20 protein-coding genes are annotated in these 19,287 nt (G+C 72.4%); 7 read left to right on the top strand and 13 right to left on the bottom strand.

The annotated features are described in order from the left end of the window. Positions 1-76: 76 nt before the first annotated feature. Genes ACIRP2_RS10110 through afsQ1 form a run of 3 tightly spaced genes read right to left on the bottom strand, consistent with a single transcriptional unit; the run spans position 77 to position 2,903 of the window. The gene (locus ACIRP2_RS10110) at positions 77-694 is read right to left on the bottom strand and encodes a GerMN domain-containing protein (RefSeq protein WP_404248354.1); all 618 of its coding nucleotides are present in this window, start codon (positions 692-694) and stop codon (positions 77-79) included. Beyond that, on the bottom strand, positions 691-2,229 hold the full coding sequence (locus tag ACIRP2_RS10115) for an ATP-binding protein (RefSeq protein WP_404248356.1): 1,539 nt from the start codon (positions 2,227-2,229) through the stop codon (positions 691-693). The genes ACIRP2_RS10110 and ACIRP2_RS10115 overlap by 4 nt, the downstream gene beginning before the upstream one ends. Beyond that, complete coding sequence (gene afsQ1 / locus ACIRP2_RS10120; protein ID WP_206433404.1) at positions 2,226-2,903, bottom strand: two-component system response regulator AfsQ1; 678 nt, start codon at positions 2,901-2,903, stop codon at positions 2,226-2,228. Before afsQ1 ends, ACIRP2_RS10115 begins: the two co-directional genes overlap by 4 nt. A gap of 192 nt (positions 2,904-3,095) precedes the next feature. Here afsQ1 and ACIRP2_RS10125 point away from each other — a divergent pair, with 192 nt between their 5' ends. Then, positions 3,096-3,908: a SigE family RNA polymerase sigma factor gene (locus ACIRP2_RS10125; RefSeq protein WP_391739026.1), complete on the top strand. Its 813-nt coding sequence runs from the start codon at positions 3,096-3,098 to the stop codon at positions 3,906-3,908. Between the two features lie 215 nt (positions 3,909-4,123). Here the strand turns inward: ACIRP2_RS10125 and ACIRP2_RS10130 are convergent, their stop codons facing one another. Continuing rightward, on the bottom strand, positions 4,124-4,831 hold the full coding sequence (locus ACIRP2_RS10130) for a uridine kinase (RefSeq protein ID WP_404248358.1): 708 nt from the start codon (positions 4,829-4,831) through the stop codon (positions 4,124-4,126). A 63-nt stretch (positions 4,832-4,894) separates the two neighbouring features. Here ACIRP2_RS10130 and ACIRP2_RS10135 point away from each other — a divergent pair, with 63 nt between their 5' ends. Further along, positions 4,895-5,311: a hypothetical protein gene (locus ACIRP2_RS10135; protein WP_404248360.1), complete on the top strand. Its 417-nt coding sequence runs from the start codon at positions 4,895-4,897 to the stop codon at positions 5,309-5,311. Positions 5,312-5,380: 69 nt separating this feature from the next. Here ACIRP2_RS10135 and ACIRP2_RS10140 read toward each other — a convergent pair whose 3' ends face one another. The 3 genes from ACIRP2_RS10140 to deoC are packed head-to-tail and all read right to left on the bottom strand — an operon-like array spanning position 5,381 to position 8,731. Further along, complete coding sequence (locus ACIRP2_RS10140) at positions 5,381-6,286, bottom strand: aldehyde dehydrogenase family protein (RefSeq protein WP_404248362.1); 906 nt, start codon at positions 6,284-6,286, stop codon at positions 5,381-5,383. Then, a complete protein-coding gene (locus ACIRP2_RS10145) occupies positions 6,276-7,715 on the bottom strand; it encodes an aldehyde dehydrogenase family protein (RefSeq protein ID WP_404248364.1) in 1,440 nt (479 codons plus the stop codon). Before ACIRP2_RS10145 ends, ACIRP2_RS10140 begins: the two co-directional genes overlap by 11 nt. Positions 7,716-7,720: 5 nt before the next feature. Further along, the gene (deoC, locus tag ACIRP2_RS10150) at positions 7,721-8,731 is read right to left on the bottom strand and encodes a deoxyribose-phosphate aldolase (RefSeq protein WP_404249440.1); all 1,011 of its coding nucleotides are present in this window, start codon (positions 8,729-8,731) and stop codon (positions 7,721-7,723) included. A 124-nt stretch (positions 8,732-8,855) separates the two neighbouring features. Here deoC and ACIRP2_RS10155 point away from each other — a divergent pair, with 124 nt between their 5' ends. Continuing rightward, the gene (locus ACIRP2_RS10155; RefSeq protein WP_404248366.1) at positions 8,856-9,527 is read left to right on the top strand and encodes a PH domain-containing protein; all 672 of its coding nucleotides are present in this window, start codon (positions 8,856-8,858) and stop codon (positions 9,525-9,527) included. 178 nt (positions 9,528-9,705) lie between these two features. On the opposite strand, the gene ACIRP2_RS10160 is transcribed toward ACIRP2_RS10155, so the two are convergent. From ACIRP2_RS10160 to ACIRP2_RS10185, 6 genes are all read right to left on the bottom strand, one after another. Next, positions 9,706-10,743, bottom strand: a complete 1,038-nt coding sequence (locus ACIRP2_RS10160) for a DMT family transporter (protein WP_404248368.1) — start codon at positions 10,741-10,743, stop codon at positions 9,706-9,708. After that, positions 10,740-11,351 carry a TetR/AcrR family transcriptional regulator gene (locus ACIRP2_RS10165; RefSeq protein WP_404248370.1) on the bottom strand — a complete coding sequence of 204 codons (612 nt, stop codon included), beginning with the start codon at positions 11,349-11,351 and terminating at the stop codon, positions 10,740-10,742. Before ACIRP2_RS10165 ends, ACIRP2_RS10160 begins: the two co-directional genes overlap by 4 nt. A 158-nt stretch (positions 11,352-11,509) precedes the next feature. Further along, entirely contained in the window at positions 11,510-12,241 is a 732-nt protein-coding gene (locus ACIRP2_RS10170) for a hypothetical protein (RefSeq protein ID WP_404248372.1), read from the bottom strand. A 500-nt stretch (positions 12,242-12,741) separates the two neighbouring features. After that, entirely contained in the window at positions 12,742-13,236 is a 495-nt protein-coding gene (locus ACIRP2_RS10175; protein ID WP_404248373.1) for a hypothetical protein, read from the bottom strand. Further along, positions 13,233-14,744, bottom strand: coding sequence for an ATP-binding protein (locus ACIRP2_RS10180; RefSeq protein WP_404248374.1), 1,512 nt, complete (start codon positions 14,742-14,744; stop codon positions 13,233-13,235). The genes ACIRP2_RS10175 and ACIRP2_RS10180 overlap by 4 nt, the downstream gene beginning before the upstream one ends. After that, complete coding sequence (locus ACIRP2_RS10185) at positions 14,741-15,436, bottom strand: response regulator (protein ID WP_404248376.1); 696 nt, start codon at positions 15,434-15,436, stop codon at positions 14,741-14,743. Before ACIRP2_RS10185 ends, ACIRP2_RS10180 begins: the two co-directional genes overlap by 4 nt. 135 nt (positions 15,437-15,571) lie before the next feature. On the opposite strand from ACIRP2_RS10185, the gene ACIRP2_RS10190 reads away from it, so the two are divergent. The 4 genes from ACIRP2_RS10190 to ACIRP2_RS10205 are packed head-to-tail and all read left to right on the top strand — an operon-like array spanning position 15,572 to position 19,204. Continuing rightward, positions 15,572-16,225: a hypothetical protein gene (locus ACIRP2_RS10190; RefSeq protein WP_404248378.1), complete on the top strand. Its 654-nt coding sequence runs from the start codon at positions 15,572-15,574 to the stop codon at positions 16,223-16,225. After that, positions 16,222-17,298 (top strand): peptidoglycan-binding protein, encoded by a 1,077-nt coding sequence (locus ACIRP2_RS10195; RefSeq protein WP_404248380.1) that lies wholly within the window; start codon positions 16,222-16,224, stop codon positions 17,296-17,298. The genes ACIRP2_RS10190 and ACIRP2_RS10195 overlap by 4 nt, the downstream gene beginning before the upstream one ends. Then, entirely contained in the window at positions 17,295-18,014 is a 720-nt protein-coding gene (locus ACIRP2_RS10200; protein WP_404248382.1) for an ABC transporter ATP-binding protein, read from the top strand. Before ACIRP2_RS10195 ends, ACIRP2_RS10200 begins: the two co-directional genes overlap by 4 nt. Beyond that, positions 18,011-19,204: an ABC transporter permease gene (locus ACIRP2_RS10205; protein WP_404248384.1), complete on the top strand. Its 1,194-nt coding sequence runs from the start codon at positions 18,011-18,013 to the stop codon at positions 19,202-19,204. Before ACIRP2_RS10200 ends, ACIRP2_RS10205 begins: the two co-directional genes overlap by 4 nt. Positions 19,205-19,287 lie beyond the last annotated feature (83 nt).

Genomic DNA, 19,287 nt, shown 5'->3' on the forward strand with positions numbered 1-19,287 from the left:
CCGGGCCCGGCCCACCCGGCGCGCGAGAACGGCGAACCGGCCGCCGGACGTCTCCGGCGCCCCGGCAATGCCGCGCTCAGGACTCCGCTCGCGCCCCCGGCGTCGGCACGGCCTTCGGCCGCGCCTTCGTCTCCGCGGTGCACAGATATCCGCGCGGCGCGTATGTGCCGGGTCCGCCCAGCACCACCGTGCCCTGCGGTGCGAGCGACTTGCTCTCCGCGTACGTGCACACGATCTGGGCCAGCGCCTCGGCCGGCAGGTCCTCCGGCTGCTCGCTGAGCCGCAGCGTGCCCTGCCGGTCGCCGCTGCGGGCCGGGGCGATCCGCAGCCCGGCCGGGACGGCCGTGGTGAACCCGGCCCGCCGCTCGTCGGCGGACGGCTTCTGCTCCAGTTCCTCCAGGAGCGCCTGCGCTATCCGGATCCGGTCCGACTTCGTGTCCCCGACCTGCACCGTGCGGTCCACCGTGACGAGCTGCGAGGAGCAGACCAGGTAGACCTGTACGGGGATGCCCCGGAGGGCCTGGGTGGTGACGTCCTCCGCGGACATCGAGCACGGCACCTGGGACGGCGCCGCCCCGGCGTCCACCGGCACGGAGGTGGTCCTGATCCCGCAGCCCGCGGCCAGCACGGCGGCGGTCACCGCACCGGCCAGCGCCACGGCCGACCGGACCGCCCTGCGGTTGCCGCCCGTCATGTCGCCTCGCCCTCCTCGTCCTGGCTCCCCTGCTCGCGGTCCCCGTCGGAACGGGTGAGCTGCTCGGCGTCGCGCGGCAGCCGCAGGACGAACACCGCGCCGTCGCCGTCCGGTGAGTTCGCGGCCGTGATGTCGCCGCCGTGGATGTGCGCGTTCTCCATGGCGATCGACAGACCGAGGCCGCTGCCCTCGGAGCGCGGCCGGGAGGCGCTGGCCTTGTAGAACCGGTCGAAGACGTGCGGCAGGACGTCCTCGGGGATGCCGGGGCCGTGGTCGCGCACCTCGATGACGAGTTCGTCGCCCTCGGTGCGCACCGCGACCCGCACCGGCGAACCGCCGTGCTTGAGGGCGTTGCCGATCAGATTCGCCAGGATCACATCGAGCCGCCGGGGGTCGAGGCGGACCAGCATGCCGCGCTCGGCGTCCAGATCCACCGCGTCCAGCCAGGCACGGGCGTCGATGCAGGCGGTGACCTGGTCGGCGACATCGACCGTGTCGAGGACGAGCCGGGCCGTGCCCGCGTCGAAGCGGGTGACCTCCATCAGGTTCTCCACCAGGTCGTTGAGGCGCCGGGTCTCGCTCACCACCAGGTGCACCGCCGGCGCGATCATCGGATCGAGGCTGTCCGCCTCGTCCTCCAGCACCTCGGTGACGGCGGTCAGCGCCGTGAGCGGGGTGCGCAGTTCGTGCGACATGTCGGCGACGAACCGCCGACTCGCCTCGTCCCGCGCACTCATGTCCGCGACCCTCTTCTCCAGCGAACTCGCGGTCCTGTTGAACGTACGGGACAGATCGGCGAGTTCATCGGTGCCGGAGACCACGAGCCGGGTGTCGAGCTTGCCCTCGCCGAGCTTGCGGGCGGCGTCGCCGAGCCGCTGAACGGGCCGCAGCACGGTCGTCGCGGCGGCCTGCGCGAGCAGTGCCGAGCCGACGAGGGCGAGCCCGGTGGCGATCCCCAGGGACCAGGCGAGCGAGTTCAGATCCTGACGCTCCTGGTCGAGGGACTTCAGCATGTAGCCGGTCGGGCCGCCGCCGATGATCTTCGTTCCGCCCACCAGATACGGCGTGCCGCGGATGCTGGTCCGCTGCCAGAAGAGGTGGTACGCGTACTTGTTGCCCGCCTCGATCGGCTGCTTCTTGTTGACGGCCTTCTGCAGCGACAGCGGCACGTTGTCGAGCGTGAAGGTGTCCAGGTCGGAGTTGCCGACGATCGGCTTGCCGCGGTCGCGCTCGTCGACCAGCAGCACGCTGTAGCCGGGCGAGCTGCTCGCCATCTGCACGGCGGCGTTCTGCAGATCGTCCTTGGTGGGCCGCGGCGGCAGCGAGGCCGCCCGGTTCTGCATCTCCTGACGGAAGTCCCCGAGGGCGGAGTCCTGGGTACGGGTCAGCACGGCCTCGCGGTTCAGCCAGTACGCGATCCCCGAGGCGGACACGGCGGCGGTCAGTGCCACCAGGGCGAACACGACGACGAGACGCAGCCGCAGACTGGTCCAGCGAAGCCCGGTGAGCAGGCTCCGTTTGACGGCATCACTCACTGAGGCGAATCCAGTCGGTAGCCCACACCCCGAACGGTACGGATCAGGGTCGGCGAGGACGGCACGTCCTCCACCTTGGCGCGCAGCCGCTGCACACAGGCGTCCACGAGCCGGGAGTCACCGAGGTAGTCGTGCTCCCAGACCAGCCGCAGCAGCTGCTGCCGTGACAGGGCCTGGCCCGGCCGACGGCTCAGCTCCAGCAGAAGTCGCAGCTCGGTCGGCGTGAGCTGCAGATCCTCGCCGTTCTTGGTCACGGTCATCGCGGAACGGTCGATCACCACGCTCCCGAAGGACGCGGAGTCGGTGGACTCGCGCTCACCGCGGCGGAGCACCGCCCGGATGCGGGCATCGAGCACCCGGCCCTGCACGGGCTTCACCACGTAGTCGTCGGCACCGGACTCGAGTCCCACCACGACGTCGATGTCGTCGCTGCGCGCGGTCAGCAGAATGATCGGCAGCTGGTCGGTGCGCCGGATGCGCCGGCACACCTCGAATCCGTCGATGCCGGGCAGCATCACATCCAGCACGATCAGATCCGGCCGCTGTTCACGCAGCAGTTTGAGGCCGTCCTCTCCCGTCGCCGCGGTGGCCACACGGTGGCCCTGGCGTGACAGCGAGAGTTCGAGGGCCGTGCGGATGGCGTCGTCGTCCTCGATCAGCAACAGGAAAGGCACGCTGGTCATTCTGACCCATGGTGGAGCCCCAGTTCGACAGTTGGCGCCGACTCATACATCCGGCACGTCGGCGACGCGCCGACGGCAGGCCCTGTGACAGGGCTGTGACAGTCGGAGGACAGCCCGATGAAACTGCCCCGGCAAGCTCATTGGCACAAGGAACGGACGGACTCCACCGATGGGGGGCGCAGGATGAACGCAACTCACAGCACCACCGCAAGCGCAGTTGTCACGCGTCTCCACGATGTCGGCCGGAGCACCGAGAAATCCGGTGCCGTGGGGGGCGCCTCCCTGCTCGAGCGGAGCCGAGAGCTCGGCGGCGGGCGGGGATGCGTTCGGGGCGCCGGGCGTCAGCACACGTCGTACATGACGGTGATCGACGCGTCCGTGGGGGGCAACGGGGGAAACGGCGGGGGAAGCAACGGGGGAGCCGCGTACGGGGAGGTCACCGGGGAGCGGAAGGCCCCGGCGCAGGTCGAGGACGCCGAAACGGCGTTCACGGCCTACGTCCGGGAGCGCCGCGCCTCCCTGTACGCAACCGCCTATCACCTGACCGGAGACCGGTTCGAGGCCGAGGACCTGCTGCAGAGCGCCCTCTTCTCGACCTACCGGGCGTGGGACCGGATCAGTGACAAGGCGGCGGTCGGCGGTTATCTGCGCCGCACCATGACCAATCTGCACATCAGCGCCTGGCGCAGGCGCAAGCTCAACGAGTACCCGACCGAGGAGCTGCCGGAGACGGCGGGCGACACGGACGCGATGCGCGGCACGGAACTGCGCGCCGTGCTCTGGCAGGCGCTGGCGCGACTGCCGGAACTCCAGCGCACGATGCTGGTCCTGCGTTACTACGAGGGCCGCACCGACCCGGAGATCGCGGCCATCCTCGACATCAGTGTCGGCACGGTGAAGTCCAGCATCTGGCGGTCGCTCCGCCGGCTGCGCGAGGACGAGGTCCTCAGCTTCGGCCGTGACGAGGAGGAGTCCTTCGGCGAGCTGGTGGCCTGAGGGGTACGGGGGACGAGGGGGGCCGCTGCTTCGGGGGAGGCGGCGGTGCACGGGGGAAGTGCTGCGGGGTCGGACGGGCTGGGGGCCCGTCCGACCCCGTCGTCATGCCCCGGCCCGCCGGGGTGACGGGGCGTGGGATCCCGGGCGGAGCCCCGGCCACGGGAAGGGCCGGGGCAGGGGAACGCGCCCGAGGCCGGACGTCCCCTGCGCTCCCGCTACGCCGTCCCCCGTGCCGCGGACGCCCGTCGGCACCGGCCCGCAGCGGCGGCGGCCAGCCGCCCCAGCGCCTCCTCCTTGCCGCACGGATACGCGCCCAGCGCCGTCTGCCGCGCCACGATCCGCCGCTCCGCCCGCATCAGCCGCCACCCCCGCCGCAGCAGGAACGGCACCGACTTGCGCCCCTCGCGCAGATCCCGCAGCAGCCGTCGGCGGAATGTCGTCGTCGGACGACCGCGCAGGCACAGCGCGTCCGCGAGGACGCCCAGCTCCTGGCACCGTTCGACGATGTCCGCCGCGAAGATGCCCTCGGCCACGAACAGCGGGGTGCGCTGGATGTGGAAGGCCTCCCGGTCGACACGGGAGCTCGTGGCGATGTCGTACACCGGGACATCGGTGCGCCCCGTGCGGCACAGCTCCGTGATCGCGGCCACCGCCGCATCGGCGTCCCAGGACTGTGCGGAGTCCCAGTCGATGTCCGAGCTGCCCGGAACGAGCGGCAGGGTGGGGTCGTCGCCCTCCTTGTAGAAGTCGTCCAGCCGCAGCACCGGAAGGTCGGTGCGGGCGGCCAGGGAGGACTTGCCGGAGCCGGAAGGGCCCGCGAGCAGCACGACGCGGGTCGGGGGAGGTTGGGAATTCACAGGACACGAGTCTGAGGCATTGACCCGCGCAGGGGATCCCCCGGAGGTCGGGTTGGTATCGAGCATCACACCTCAACTACTCTGCGTACCTGAATGGTTACTCGATCGTCTCGATCAGGTGGGAATTCCATGGCACGTCACGCACATTCCAAGTCCCGGCGCCGCACCCTGCTGCGGGCCGGTCTGACCGTCACCGCGGTGGGCGCCGCACTCGGCGCAGGGGGTGCGGCGGCCCAGGCGGCGCCGCTGCCCCTCGCTCAGGCCGCAGACACCGGCAGCAGCCTCGACGAGGTCTCGAAGGCGGCCGGCGGCGCGGTGACCGGAGCGGTCGGGCAGTCGCTCAGGAGCGGCATCGCACCGGTCACGCATCTCCGGCTCGACCCGCTGGCCGGGACGGGCACGGACCCGCTGGACAACGCGGTGGGGACGCAGATCGCCGACTTCAAGCCGCTCTCCACGGCCGCCGTCACCGACCCGGTGACCAGCGGCGGCGCGCTGAAGGACCTCCCGGTGGTCGGGCAGGTGGCAGGAGCGCTGCACGGCTGAGAAGCGCGCGCACATGGGCGCGGCCCGCTCCCCCGGGGATTCCGGGGGAGCGGGCCGCGTTCGTACGGCTCAGTACGAGGAGCCCGAGACGCCCAGCGCACCCGTGGGGTGCCAGACCGTCTTCGTCTCCAGGAAGGCCGTCAGGCGGTGGGTGCCGGGATCGGCCGACCAGTCGGTGGCGCCGTCCTCGTCCGCGGCCCGCGCGCGGAGCACCCGCTTCAGGTTGTCCGCAGCCGCGCTCTCCAGCTCCTTCGCCAGCGCCGCGTCCGCGCCCGTGAGGTCGATGGCGTTCACGTCCTGGTGGGACGCCAGCGGTGTCGCGATCTCCGCCGTCCCTCCGGACAGGATGTTCACCACGCCGCCCGGCAGGTCGGAGGTGGCCAGCACCTCGCCCAGGGACAGGGCCGGGAGGGGGGAGTCCGCCGAGGCGACGACGACCGCCGTGTTGCCGGTCGCGATCACCGGGGCGATCACCGAGACCAGCCCCAGGAACGACGACTTCTGCGGCGCCAGCACCGCGACCACACCGGTCGGCTCGGGCGTGGACAGGTTGAAGAACGGGCCCGCGACCGGGTTGGCCCCGCCCACGACCTGGCCGATCTTGTCGGTCCACCCCGCGTACCAGACCCAGCGGTCGATGGCCGCGTCCACGGCGGCCGCCGCCTTGGACTTCGACAGGCCCTCCGCGTCCGCCACTTCGCGTACGAACTGCTCCTTGCGGCCCTCCAGCATCTCCGCGACGCGGTAGAGGATCTGGCCGCGGTTGTACGCCGTCGCGCCCGACCAGCCGCCGAACGCCTTGCGGGCGGCCACGACCGCGTCCCGCGCGTCCTTGCGGGAGGACCGGGGGGCGTTCGCCAGCCACTTGCCCTTGGAGTCCGTCACCTCGTACACCCGGCCGCTCTCGGAGCGGGGGAACTTGCCCCCGACGTACAGCTTGTAGGTCTTGAAGACGCTCAGACGGTTATCGGACATCGAGGTACGCCTCCAGGCCGTGACGGCCGCCTTCGCGGCCGAAGCCCGACTCCTTGTAGCCGCCGAAGGGCGAGGTCGGGTCGAACTTGTTGAACGTGTTGGCCCAGACGACACCCGCCCGGAGCTTGCTCGCCACCGCGAGGATGCGGGAGCCCTTCTCCGTCCAGATGCCGGCCGAGAGGCCGTACTGGCTGTTGTTGGCCTTGGCGACGGCCTCGTCGGGCGTGCGGAACGACAGCACGGACAGCACCGGGCCGAAGATCTCGTCACGGGCGATGGTGTGCGCCTGGGTGACGTTCGTGAACAGCGTCGGGGCGAACCAGTAGCCGGAGGAGGGGAGTTCGCAGGGGGCGGACCAGCGTTCGGCGCCCTCCGCCTCGCCCGTCCCGACGAGCGCGGTGATCCGGACGAGCTGCTCCGCGGAGTTGATCGCGCCGATGTCGGTGTTCTTGTCCAGCGGGTCGCCGAGCCGGAGCGTCGACAGCCGGCGCTTCAGCGCGTCCAGCAGCTCGTCCTGGATCGACTCCTGCACGAGCAGCCGCGAGCCCGCGCAGCAGACCTGGCCCTGGTTGAAGAAGATGCCGGTGACGATGCCCTCGACGGCCTGGTCGATCGGGGCGTCGTCGAAGACGATGTTGGCGCCCTTGCCGCCCAGTTCGAGGGTGACCTTCTTGTCCGTGCCGGCGACCTGGCGCGCGATGGCCTTGCCGACCGCCGTCGACCCGGTGAAGGCGACCTTGTCGACGTCCTCGTGCTCGACGAGCGCCGCGCCCGCGTCCCCGTACCCGGTGAGGATGTTCACGACACCCTTGGGCAGGCCGGCCTGGCGGCAGATGTCCGCGAAGAACAGCGCGGAGAGCGGGGTCGTCTCGGCGGGCTTGAGGACCACCGTGTTGCCGGTGGCGAGCGCCGGCGCGATCTTCCAGGCAAGCATCAGGAGCGGGAAGTTCCAGGGGATGACCTGGCCCGCGACGCCGAGGGGGCGGGGGTTCGCGCCGAACCCGGCGTGGTCCAGCTTGTCGGCCCAGCCCGCGTAGTAGAAGAAGTGCGCCGCGACCAGGGGGAGGTCCGCGTCGCGGGTCTCCTTGATCGGCTTGCCGTTGTCGAGGGTTTCGAGAACGGCGAGCTCGCGGCTGCGCTCCTGGATGATCCGGGCGATCCGGAACAGGTACTTGGCGCGCTCGGAACCGGGCAGCGCCGACCACTTCTCGAACGCCTTGCGGGCGGCCTTCACGGCCCGGTCGACGTCCGCTGCGCCGGCCCGCGCGACCTCGGAGAGCACCTCCTCGCTGCTCGGCGAGAGGGTCTTGAAGACCTTGCCGTCGGCCGCGTCGGTGAACTCACCGTCGATGAACAGGCCGTACGAGGGCGCGATGTCGACGACCGAGCGCGACTCCGGAGCGGGTGCGTACTCGAATGCAGATGCCATGGGGATCAGTCCACCGTCACGTAATCGGGGCCGGAGTAGCGGCCGGTGCTGAGCTTCTGGCGCTGCATCAGCAGATCGTTCAGCAGGCTGGAGGCGCCGAAGCGGAACCAGTGGTTGTCCAGCCAGTCCTCGCCCGCCGTCTCGTTCACCAGCACCAGGAACTTGATCGCGTCCTTGGAGGTGCGGATGCCGCCGGCCGGCTTCACGCCGATCTGTACGCCGGTCTGCGCCCGGAAGTCGCGCACGGCCTCCAGCATCAGCAGGGTGTTCGCGGGCGTGGCGTTGGTGGAGACCTTGCCGGTCGACGTCTTGATGAAGTCCGCGCCCGCCAGCATGCCGAGCCAGGAGGCGCGGCGGATGTTGTCGTACGTGGACAGCTCGCCGGTCTCGAAGATCACCTTCAGTCGGGCGTCGGCGCCGTCGGGCCGCGCGCACTGCGCCTTCACGGCGAGGATCTCCTCGTACACCTTGAGGTACCGGCCGGAGAGGAAGGCGCCCCGGTCGATCACCATGTCGATCTCGTCGGCCCCGGCGGCCACGGCGTCGCGGACGTCCGCGAGCTTGACGTCGAGCGCGGCGCGGCCGGCCGGGAAGGCCGTCGCCACGGACGCCACCTTCACGCCGGAACCGGCCAGCGCGGCGACCGCGGTCGCCACCATGTCGGGGTAGACGCAGACCGCCGCGGTGCGCGGGGTGGCGCGGTCGGGCTCGGCATCCACGGGGTCGGAGGAGAGCCGGGGCGGAGCGTAGCGGAGCGGGTCGGGATGGACGGCCTTGGCGGCGAGGGCCCGGACCTTGCCCGGGGTGTCCGCGCCTTCCAGCGTCGTCAGGTCGATCATCGAAATGGCCAGGTCGATGGCGTACGCCTTGGCCGTCGTCTTGATCGAACGGGTTCCGAGGGACGCGGCGCGCGCTTCGAGGCCGACGGCGTCGACGCCGGGCAGCCCGTGCAGGAAGCGGCGCAGCGCACTGTCGGACGCGGTCGCGTCGGAGAATGCGGGAGCTGTGGTGGGCATGGTCACCAGAGGAGCATATCTACGCGCGTAGCGACCTGTACAGGGGGCCAGGTCGTCCGAGCGTAGTGCGGTACGGGGGCGGGCGCCCCGGCACCCCTCGCACGCGTCAGGCAGAATCGGGCCCATGACGAGCCCCACACCACCCGCCGAGCCGACCTACGCCGACCGGACCTTCCGGTCGCCCGCCGGGGTCGTCGGTGGTGTCCTGCTGCTTGTGCTCATCTGCTGGATCGGCGGGGATGCCGCGCTGCGGGGCCACGGACGGGTGCCGTGGCTGGCGCTGGCCGGGATGCTGACCGCGGTGCCGCTGGTCGTGGCGTTCACGTTGCGGCCCGTCGTGTTCGCCAATGACCGGCGGATCAGGATCCGCAACCCGTTCCGGACGATCACCGTGCCGTGGACCGAGGTCGCGGATCTGCGGGCCGGGTATTCGAGCGAGCTGTTCACCGAGGGCGGCACCAAGTACCAGATGTGGGCGGTGCCGGTGTCGCTGCGGCAGCGGAAGAGGGCGGCCCGGCGGCAGTCCCGGCAGTCCGTGGACGACCCGTACGGCCGGACCTCGGTGCACGCCGACGTCCGCGACAGCAAGGCCCGCATGGCGACGGCCGACCGGATCATGGCGGACCTGCGGGAGCTGGTGGAGCGCGCGAAGACGGGTGCGGCCGCCGGCGCGGCGAAGTCCGCGGAATCGCAGGAGGCCTCGCCGTCCTCGGTCTCGGTGCGCTGGGCCTACGAGCTGATCGCACCGGCTGTGGTGGGCGCGGTGCTGCTGGTGGTGCTGTTCGCGACCGGCTGAGGCGGTGCCGGAGCGCGTGCGCACGGGGCGGCGCCCAGGACTCTGATCGCTGCCGCACGGAGCACGCGCACCAGCCCGGATCCGGCAACCCGTCGACCGCGAGCCGGCTGCCGGTGCCGGTCGAAGGGGCGGCCGGGACGATCCCGGTCCGGCGTCCACCCTCCTTGCGGTCCGACCCCTACCCCTCGTCGGCCGGCCGGGCCGTCGGCGGCGGCACGGTCCGAAGACGCCGAAGGGGGCGCGGGCGCCCGGGAACCGTCGTCGGCGGCCCCGCCGTGACGCGGCGCGGGGTCCGAAGGGGCCGGGAGGGGACGGTCAGTACGCCGAGGCAGGCGATGACGAGCGCGATCCCGGTCCAGCCGAGGACGGGCAGGTGCTCGCCCACGATCAGCACCGCGAACACCGCCGCCACGGCGGGCTCCAGCAGGGACAGGGTCGTCGCGGTGCTCACGGGGATGCGGGCCAGGCCGAACCCGAACAGGACGTACCCGGCGAACATCGGCACCAGTGCCATGTAGAGGCCGACGCCCGCGTTCGTCCAGGAGGCGACCAGTGGCGCGCCGGTGGCCGGCAGCACGGGCACGAGCATCAGCCCGCCCAGGCCGAACACCGCTCCCATGGCCGCGCGGGAGGCGATGCCGCGGGTGATGAGACGGTGCGCCGCCCACGCGTACACGGCGTAGGTCAGGCCCGCGACCAGCCCGAGCCCCACGCCGACGACGGTCCGCCCGGCGGACCCCGTGCCGGTCGCGGAGCCGCCCCGCGCGGCCTCGGCCGCGCACAGCAGCACAGTGCCGGCCAGTCCCAGGGCGGCCCCGGCCATCCATCGCCGGGACAGCCGCCGCCGGTCGACGATCCGTTCGATCAAGGCCGACGCCAGCGGGGCGGAGCCGATCGAGACGACCGTCCCCGCCGCGACACCGGCCAGATGCATGGAGGTGTAGAACGCCGGCGGGTACAGCGCCACGCCGGATGCCCCGACGAGCACGGTCCGCCACTGCGACCCGAGCCCCGCGCGGGCCCGCGCGATGCGGCGCCCGGCCACGAGTGCCTGCAGCAGGCCGCCCAGTCCCATCGCCGCGGCGCCGATCGCCAGGGGCCCCACCTGCGGCGCGAAGGTGGCCGCGGTGCCCGTGGTGCCCCACAGCACCGAGGCCAGCAGGACGGCGAACGCGCCCGCACCGGGTCCTGAGGCGCGCCCGGCCTGCCGGATCACAGGTCGTCCACCAGACGGGCCGCCATGTCGCGTGCCCGTCGCATGCGCACGCCGTCCCCTTCGAGGCCCGCGCGCACGATGGCCCCTTCGAGGAGGAACGCCAGGTGTTCCGCCATGGCGCGGACCCGCTCGTCCCGGCCGGGCAGCAGCTGCCGGAGATGGGTGACGAGCAGGTCCTCGACCTGCTCCTTGTGCCGGCGCACCACCGTCCGGCCCTCGTGTCCGTTGGGCAGCTCTGCAGCGGCGTTGAGCAGCCCGCATCCTCGGAAGCCGTGCTCGTACGCGAGCTCGGCATGGTCCGCGTAGGCGTCGAAGACCGCGAGCACGCCCTCCTTCGGGTCCTGCGTCCCGGCCAGGCGCCGCTCGTAGAGGCCGAGCCACTCCTCGTGCCGGGCCTGGAGATAGGCGGAGACCAGGTCGGCCTTGGAGGCGAAGTTGTTGTAGAGGCTCATCTTCGCCACACCGGCCTCGGCCGTGATCGTGTCGATCCCTGTCGCCGCGACGCCGTCGGCGTAGAACCGGCGCGCCGCGGCGTCGAGGATCCGCCCTCGCGCGGCCCCGCGTCGCCGCCTCACCGGCTGCTCGGTGCCGGCCTTCGGATCGGTCATTCCTGCCCCTCTGCTGTATTAGGTAGACCAGTCTACCTAATGAGGGGTTCGATCGCGGCCTGGTCGTCGAAGCCGCTCCGGGGGCCGGTCGTGCACGGACCCCGGCCCGATTCCGGCGGGCCGGGGTCCGTGTCACCTCATGCGGGCGGCGTGCCCGGTCACCAGTCGTAGTAGTCGTCCTCGACCACCCGGAAGCTGCCCCCCACTCCATTGGGGACGAAGATGCCTCCTTCGACGCGCTGCGGGAACACGCCATTGGTGGCGCCGTACGGTCCGACGGTGGCGACAGGGGCGCCGTTGTCGCAGGTCGCCCCGCTGAAGACCTCGACGGTCCGGCGGCTCTCGTTGAAGATGTTGAAGCTCGTGGAGCCGAGGCCGCTGGCGGCGGTGATGCAGCCGCCGGGGGTCGCGGAGTACGTCCGCTCGTTGAAGTGGATCCTGCCCTCGCGCCTTTCGCGGCCCTCGCCGTAGCCCCCGCCGCCGCCTCGGCCCTCGCCGTAGCCCCCGCCGCCGCCGCCCCGGCCGCCACCCCCGCCGTAGCCTCCTTCGTCGCCGCCCCGGCCCCCGCCTCCGCCGCCCCCGCCGTAGCCTCCTTCGTCGCCGCCCCGGCCGCCCCCGCCGTAGCCTCCTTCGTCGCCGCCCCGGCCCTCGCCGTTGCCTCTGCCCTCGTTGCCCCTGCCTCCATTGCCGTTTCCGCTGTCGCCGGCGGCGGGGGCGGGGGCGGGGGCGGGAGCGGGGGCGGCTGCCTGCTGGACGATCGGGGGTGCCGGGGCCGCCGGGGCCACCTGGACCGGCTCGGAGGTGGCCGCCGAGGTGAGGGTGCTGCCGGTGGCGATCAGGGCCGCGGCGGCTGCGACCGTGCCGACGATCACGGTGGAACGTTTAGCCATGTCACTTCTCCTGTCTCAGAGAGGTCGGCTGCGCAGTCGACCCGTGACTGAACGTACTTTCGCCCCTCATACCTGTCATATCGGGCGTATCGAAAAGCTGATTCCGGGGCGCCGGCCGGGACGACGGCCACCCGTATGCCATTCAGGTGCAATCCGACGGCCCATCGGCACCCTTTGTGCGCAGGTGAATTGATGCACCGTTCGCCTGTCCGGGCGACCTCCCGGCACCCGCTCACCCCGGAAGCGGCGTGTCGTTCGTTGACACGGTCCGGGCGGGGGCCGCCGGACTCCTCTCCTGATCCGGCTGCCAGCGGGTACGGGCGTCGGCACGGCCCCGCGGGCCGTGCGCCGTGCCGTGTCTTCGCCGATGCGCTCGGCACTTGATCCGTTCGGGTGGCCGAGGCATCGGCTTCATGCCGATGGCGCGGTACGGGACGGTGCGGATCACGGACGGCGGCGCGGACGCCCGACCGCGACCGCCGTCAACCCGCCTGCCCGCCTCACCTGTTGAGGAAGTCCGCACACCGGTAGGGGCCCAGCGCGGCGCCTTCGGACGGCTGCAGGGTGACCTCCACGTCGTCGGTCCTGACCTTCCGTTCGAGTACGGACTGGGCGCGTGCCAGCGTGCACACCAGCTGGCCCGTCCCCTGGTCGCGCCCCGTCTCCGGATAGGGACCGTCGAGGTGCAACGTGACCCGGGTGCCCGTTCCGGTCGCCGAGAAGCCGGGGAGCCCGACGTACGAGGTGAGCCCGTCGCCCCGGGCGGTGGGCGGCGGCCCCTGGAGGAGCAGCTTCACCACCGAGGCGAGGTTCTTGATCCGCATGTCCTGCACGGGCACCCCGCGCAGTCCGCCGACGGACACGAAGTACAGCCGGAATCCGCGCGTCGGCCCGGACGCGGACTCTCCCGCGCCCACCACCCCGGTCGGCTGGACGCCGCAGCCCATGAGGGCGATTCCCAGTGCGGCCACCACGACTGCCTGCCGGACCTTCACTCCGCGTCCTCCTCCGCACGTCGCAGGGGCAGCCGCAGCGTGAACACCGCGCCGCCCTGTGGTCCGTCGGCCACGTCGATCGTGCCGCCGTGCAGCCGCGCGTTCTCCAGTGCGATCGCCGTGCCGAGGCCGCTGCCCCGTCCGCCGTCCTCGGCCGCGCCGCGCGTGCGGGCCTCGTCCGCCTTGTAGAACCGGTCGAAGACCCGCTCCCGGGCCCCCGGCGGCAGTCCGGTGCCGTGGTCGGCGACCTCCAGCGTCACCCATTCACCGTCCGCCGCGACGGCCGTCCCGAGGGTCACCGTGATCGGCGGGGCTCCGTGCCGCAGCGCGTTGCCCACCAGATTCGCGACGATCACGTCGATGCGCCGCCGGTCGACCACGGCCCGTACGTCCGCCTGGAGATGCGTCCGTACCCGGTCCGTCCAGCCGCGCAGCGCCAGCGAGGCCCGCACGGTGTCGGCGATGTCCGTCCCGGTCGCGTTCAGCCGTACCGCTTTGGCGTCGAAGCGTGAGATCTCCATCAGGTCCTCGACCAGCCGGGCCAGCCGTGCCGTCTCCGCGCCGACGGTACGCGCCGCCCGCGCGGCGTCCGGCGGAAGCTGGTCGGCGTCCTCCTCCAGGACGGTGGCCATCATCGTCATCGCCGCGAGGGGCGTGCGCAGTTCGTGCGACACGTCCGCCACGAAGCGGCGTGCCTTCGCCTCCTGCTCGCGCAGTTCCGCGTCGGAGGCCTGGAGCGCGTCCGCCGACTCGTTGAACGTCCTTGCCAGGTCGGCCAGTTCGTCGTGCCCGGTGACGGCGACCCGGGTGCCGAGGTCTCCGGCCGCGAGCCCGCGGGTGGCCCGGCCCAGCTTCCGTACCGGACGAAGGACCGTTCCCGCGGCCAGCAGCGCCAGGACGGCGGAGAGCAGCACCACCGGTGCGACGCCCGCCCGCACGGAGTCCAACAGGGCGGCGGTGTCGTCGCGTTCGGCCCGCAGATCGGTGATCGCGAAGACCTCCAGGCCGGAGGTACGGCGGTCCCCGTCGGCGTACCGCACCGGCATGCCGACGACCAGATAGGGCTCGCCCCGCCACACCACCCGCTGGAACCGGGCCCCGCCCCCGGCGCGCACGGCGGCCCGCAGCTCGGCGGTGATCCGTCCCTCCGTGTCGGCCAGCGAGTCGGAGACTGCGACGAGGTCCTGGTAGCGGACGACCACGATGCGGGCGCCGATGCCTTCCGAGACCTTCGTCGCGAACCGGGACAGCGTCCGCTGGTCGGGCGGTACGTCGAAGTCGGCGGCGATGGAGGTGACCCGCTCCCGGACATCGTCCACGGCCGCGTTCTGGGTGCGCTGGAGGACGGCGGTGCGGGCGTCCCGGTAGGCGAGGGCGGTCGCGGTCACCGCGCTGATGAGGGCGACGACGACGAAGGTGACGACGAGCCGGGTGCGCAGCCCGCCGACCAGCCGCCGGGTGCGCCCCTTCGCAGCGGCGCCACGCCTGCCGCTGTCCGTACGGCTCACAGCGGCCCGAAGCGGTAGCCGAAGCCCCGCACCGTCTGGACGTAGCGGGGCTTGGCCGGTACGTCCTCCAGCTTGGCCCGCAGCCGGCCGACGGCCGCGTCCACCAGCCGGGAGTCGCCCAGGAAAGTGTGGTCCCAGACGGACTCCAGGAGCTGTTCGCGGCTGAAGACCCGGCAGGGGGAGGCCGAGAGCTCCAGCAGCAGCCGCAGCTCGGTGGGCGGCAGCGGAACGGGGGTGCCATGCTTGGTGACGGTCAGTCCGGCGCGGTCGATCACCAGCCCCGCGAGGTCGGCGCCGGCCCCCTGCGCCTGCCCCGACGGTTCCGCGCGCCGCAGCGCGGCCCGGATGCGGGCCTCCAGGACGGGGGCGGTGACCGGCTTGACCACGTAGTCGTCGGCGCCCGCCTCCAGGCCCGTCACGATGTCCTGGTCGTCGCCGCGCGCGGTCAGCATGATGATCGGCAGGATCGCCGAACGGGCGCGGATACGACGGCACACCTCGAAGCCGTCCATGCCGGGCAGCATCAGGTCCAGCACGGCCAGTTCGATTCGGGCGCCGGGCTCCCCGGCCAGCAGGGCGAGGGCCTGCTCGCCGGTGGCGGCGGTGTCCACGCCGTACCCGTGCCGGCGCAGCACGAGCTCCATCCCGTCCCGTACGGACGCGTCGTCCTCGATGAGCAACACATGCGGCATGGGGCCGATTATGGGCACGCCAGGACCCTTCCCGTCTCCTGCGCACGGAGGAGGATGTGCAGGCCGGGGGCATTGTTACGTTCTCATCATGCGGCCATGGACGGGCCATCATCTGCGGCGGCGAGCGTGCGGCACATGACCTTTCTCCGCACGAACCGCGGCACCACCGCCCGACTGCGCACGGCCGTTCTCGTGGCCCTGCCCGTACTCGCCCTCTCCGTCGCCTGCGGCGGCGGGGACGACGGTGCGGGCGGCACGAGGAAGGACGAAGCGATCGCCGACGTACCGCAGCCGCCGACGGCCGGCACCACGAAGGACGCGGACAGGCCGAGCGCCCCGCCCGCGGGCAAGAGCGCCTTCTACGACGCCCAGATGAAGTACGTCCAGTGCATGCGCCTCAAGGGCGGCTACAAGGACTTCCCCGACCCCAAGCTCAGCGGCTATCTCGACTGGGTGAAGGTCGAGAAGATCGCCTCCCGGCCGGGCCAGAACGAGGCGTACAAGGGCGGGAAGAACCAGGTCTGCGCGCCCGAGATGCAGGCCGCCTTCGCCGTCGAGCCCGAGCGCGACGAACAGAAGGGGTACGAGTCGCTGCTCGCGCACGCCAAGTGCATGCGGGACAACGGCGTCTCCCGGTTCACCAACCCGACCATGAGCGGCGGCCGCGCCCAGCCGGGCGGCGACCCGAACCCGGCGTCCCCGGTCCTCGACCCCGGATCGCCGTCGTACAAGAAGGCCCGCGAGGCCTGCCAGTCGAAGCTGATCGACAGCGTGGAAGGCATGCAGTGAAACGCCGCTCCGTACTCGTCGCCCTCGGCGCGGTGACCGCCGCCGCCGTCGCCGGGGGCGTCCTGTCCCTCGGCGACGGCGGCGACGCGGGCGCCTCCGGGAGGGGCGGCGACCTGCCCCCCGCCACCGCGACCGTCGAACGCACCGACCTCGTGCAGTCCAGGACGGTCGACGGCCGGCTCGACTTCGCGCAGCGCCGCGCCGTCAAGTCCGCCGTCGAGGGCACCGTCACGGTCGCCGCCCCCGAAGGGAAGACGCTGACCAGGGGGCAGGCACTGTACGAGCTGAACGACAAGCCCGTCACCCTCCTCTACGGGCCGGTCCCGATGTTCCGCGAGATGAAGGTCGGCGACCGGGGCAGCGACGTGCTCCAGCTGGAGCGCAATCTGCGTGACCTGGGGTACGGATCGGGGCTCTACGTCGACGTCCGGTACGACGAGGACACCGCGGCAGCCGTCAAGCAGTGGCAGAAGTCCCTGAACCGCGACCCCACCGGCAGGGTCGGCAGGGGCGACGTCGTCTTCCAGCCCGGCCCGGTCAAGGTGGTCTCCGCCGACGCGGCGCTCGCCGACCAGGTCGGCCCGGACGGGACGGTCCTGACGGTCGCCTCCACCAAGCCCGTCGTACGGGCCCAGCTCGACCAGACCGACGGCGCCCTCACCTCACGGGGCACCAAGGTCGAGGTCACCCTGCCGAGCGGGAAGACCGTGGCCGGCCACGTCGCCGGGACGGTGCGCCCCGAGGCCTCCGAGGCCGGGGGCGGCGCCGTCGCCGAGGACGGCATCACCGTCGAGGTCGTCCTGGAGGGCGGGGCGGGCGCCGCGTCCGGCGAGGACCCCAAGGCGCCGTCGAGCGTGAAGTTCGTCAGCGAGGCGCACAAGGGGGTCCTCGCGGTCCCCGTCGAGGCGGTCGTCGCGCTGCGCGGCGAGCAGGGCGGCTACGGCCTCCAGGTCGTCGAGGGCGCCACGTCGAGGATGGTACGGGTGGAGACGGGCATGACCGCCGACGGGCAGATCGAGGTCTCCGGACCGGATGTGCGTGAGGGCCTGAAGGTCGGAGTGGCGAAGTCATGACCCCGGCCCCGGTCATCGAACTGCGGGACGCCGGCAAGGCGTACCCCGGCGGCGTCCACGCCCTGCGTGGTGTGAGCCTCACCGTCGAGGAGGGCGAACTCCTCGCCGTCGTCGGCCCGTCCGGCTCCGGCAAGTCCACGATGCTCAACATCATGGGCACGCTCGACAAGCCCACCACGGGCACCGTCCGGATCGCCGGCTACGACGTGTCCGAGCTCTCCGACTCCCGGCTCTCCGCCCTGCGCGCCCGCCACATCGGCTTCGTCTTCCAGCACTTCCACCTGGCGGCGGGGCGCGACGCGGTGGACAACGTCGCCGACGGGCTGCTGTACGCGGGCGTCCCGCTGAAGGAACGGCGTGCCCGCGCGCGGGAGGCGCTCGCCGAGGTGCGGCTGGACCACCGCCGCTCGCACACGCCGAACGAGCTGTCCGGCGGCGAGAAGCAGCGCGTGGCCATCGCCCGTGCCCTGGTGGGGGAGCCCCGGCTGCTGCTGGCCGACGAGCCGACCGGGGCGCTGGACACCGCCTCCGGCGAGATCGTCATGGAGCTGCTGCACCAGCTGAACGCGTCCGGCACCACCGTCTGCGTGATCACCCACGACAACGAGATCGCGGACTCGCTGCCGCGCCGGGTCCGCTTCAGGGACGGCGAGATCGTTTCGGACACGCGCTCCGGAGAGCCCCTCGACTCGCTTACGGAAGAGGCCGGTTCATGAAGAACGACCTCAGGCCCGCCCGCCTCTCCCCCCGCGACGTCCTGCGCGTCGGCGCGGTCGGCCTGCGCGCGCGGCGTGCGCGCGTGGTGCTCTCGGCGCTCGGCATCGCCATCGGCATCGCGACCATGGTGGCGGTCGTCGGGCTGTCCGAGTCGAGCCGCGCGGATCTGATGGCCCGTCTCGACCGCCTCGGTACCAACCTCCTCACCGCCGAGGCGGGCAAGGACGCCATGGGGCAGGAGATCAAGCTCCCCAGGAACGCGGTCGCGATGGTCGAGCGCATCGGCCCGGTGCAGCACGCCACGGCAAGCGCCGACATCGACGCCCGCATCCGCCGCAGCGACGTGGTCCCCGAGGAGCGCACCGCGGGCGTCACCGCCCAGGCGGTCCGCACCGACCTGCTCGCCGCGCTCGGCGGCGAGGTCGACAAGGGTGTCTGGCTGACCCCGGCCGGCGAACGCCTCCCGACGGCGGTGCTCGGCGCGGTGGCGGCGCAGCGTCTCGGCATCACCCGCACCGGAGAGACGATCATGATGAACGACACCCGCGTGGTCGTCGTCGGCATCCTCCGACCGCTCGAACTGGTACCCAACCTGGACCGGGTGGCCATGGTCGGATTCCCCGCCGCCGAGCGCTACTTCGGCTTCGACGGCCACCCCACCACCGTCTTCGAGCGTTCCACGGACGCCTCGGTGCCGGACGTACGGGCGATCCTGGCCCGCAGCATCAGTCCCGGCAACGAGATGGGCATCAAGGTCTCCCGGCCCTCGGACGCGCTGGCCGCCAAGGCCGCCACCGACGAGGGCCTGACGACCCTGATGCTCGGCCTGGGCGCGGTGGCCCTGCTGGTCGGCGGCGTGGGTGTCGCCAACACCATGGTCATCTCCGTCCTGGAACGCCGCCAGGAGATCGGCCTGCGCCGCTCGCTGGGCGCGACCCGGGGTGCGATCCGGCTCCAGTTCCTGACCGAGTCGCTGCTGCTGTCGGCCCTGGGCGGGGCGACGGGCGCGCTGCTGGGCGCGGCGGCGACGTTCGGCTTCGCGCGGGTCCAGGGCTGGACGGCAGTGGTCCCGCCCTGGTCCCTGGCGGGCGGTCTGGCCGCCACCCTCCTGATCGGAGTGATCGCCGGCCTCTATCCGGCGATCCGCGCCTCCCGTCTCCACCCGACGGTCGCTCTGAACGCGACGTGAGGCGGGGGCGCACGGGGCGCCTCCTGGGGCAGCGCCCCGTGCGCCCCGGTGCGGGGCGGGCCATACGCTCCCCAGCCGCACAT

It is taken from the genome of Streptomyces sp. NPDC101194 (genome assembly GCF_044767885.1).
Lineage (GTDB): Bacteria > Actinomycetota > Actinomycetes > Streptomycetales > Streptomycetaceae > Streptomyces.

Coding starts and splice junctions, on each gene's coding strand:
- ACIRP2_RS10130 (WP_404248358.1), bottom strand. CDS start 4,831: ATGCTCGATACCAACCCGACCTCCGGGGGATCCCCTGCGCGGGTCAAT.
- ACIRP2_RS10155 (WP_404248366.1), top strand. CDS start 8,856: ATGACGAGCCCCACACCACCCGCCGAGCCGACCTACGCCGACCGGACC.
- ACIRP2_RS10110 (WP_404248354.1), bottom strand. CDS start 694: ATGACGGGCGGCAACCGCAGGGCGGTCCGGTCGGCCGTGGCGCTGGCC.
- ACIRP2_RS10165 (WP_404248370.1), bottom strand. CDS start 11,351: ATGACCGATCCGAAGGCCGGCACCGAGCAGCCGGTGAGGCGGCGACGC.
- ACIRP2_RS10170 (WP_404248372.1), bottom strand. CDS start 12,241: ATGGCTAAACGTTCCACCGTGATCGTCGGCACGGTCGCAGCCGCCGCG.
- ACIRP2_RS10200 (WP_404248382.1), top strand. CDS start 17,295: ATGACCCCGGCCCCGGTCATCGAACTGCGGGACGCCGGCAAGGCGTAC.
- ACIRP2_RS10190 (WP_404248378.1), top strand. CDS start 15,572: ATGACCTTTCTCCGCACGAACCGCGGCACCACCGCCCGACTGCGCACG.
- deoC (WP_404249440.1), bottom strand. CDS start 8,731: ATGCCCACCACAGCTCCCGCATTCTCCGACGCGACCGCGTCCGACAGT.
- ACIRP2_RS10125 (WP_391739026.1), top strand. CDS start 3,096: ATGAACGCAACTCACAGCACCACCGCAAGCGCAGTTGTCACGCGTCTC.
- ACIRP2_RS10205 (WP_404248384.1), top strand. CDS start 18,011: ATGAAGAACGACCTCAGGCCCGCCCGCCTCTCCCCCCGCGACGTCCTG.
- ACIRP2_RS10145 (WP_404248364.1), bottom strand. CDS start 7,715: ATGGCATCTGCATTCGAGTACGCACCCGCTCCGGAGTCGCGCTCGGTC.
- ACIRP2_RS10140 (WP_404248362.1), bottom strand. CDS start 6,286: ATGTCCGATAACCGTCTGAGCGTCTTCAAGACCTACAAGCTGTACGTC.
- ACIRP2_RS10185 (WP_404248376.1), bottom strand. CDS start 15,436: ATGCCGCATGTGTTGCTCATCGAGGACGACGCGTCCGTACGGGACGGG.
- ACIRP2_RS10135 (WP_404248360.1), top strand. CDS start 4,895: ATGGCACGTCACGCACATTCCAAGTCCCGGCGCCGCACCCTGCTGCGG.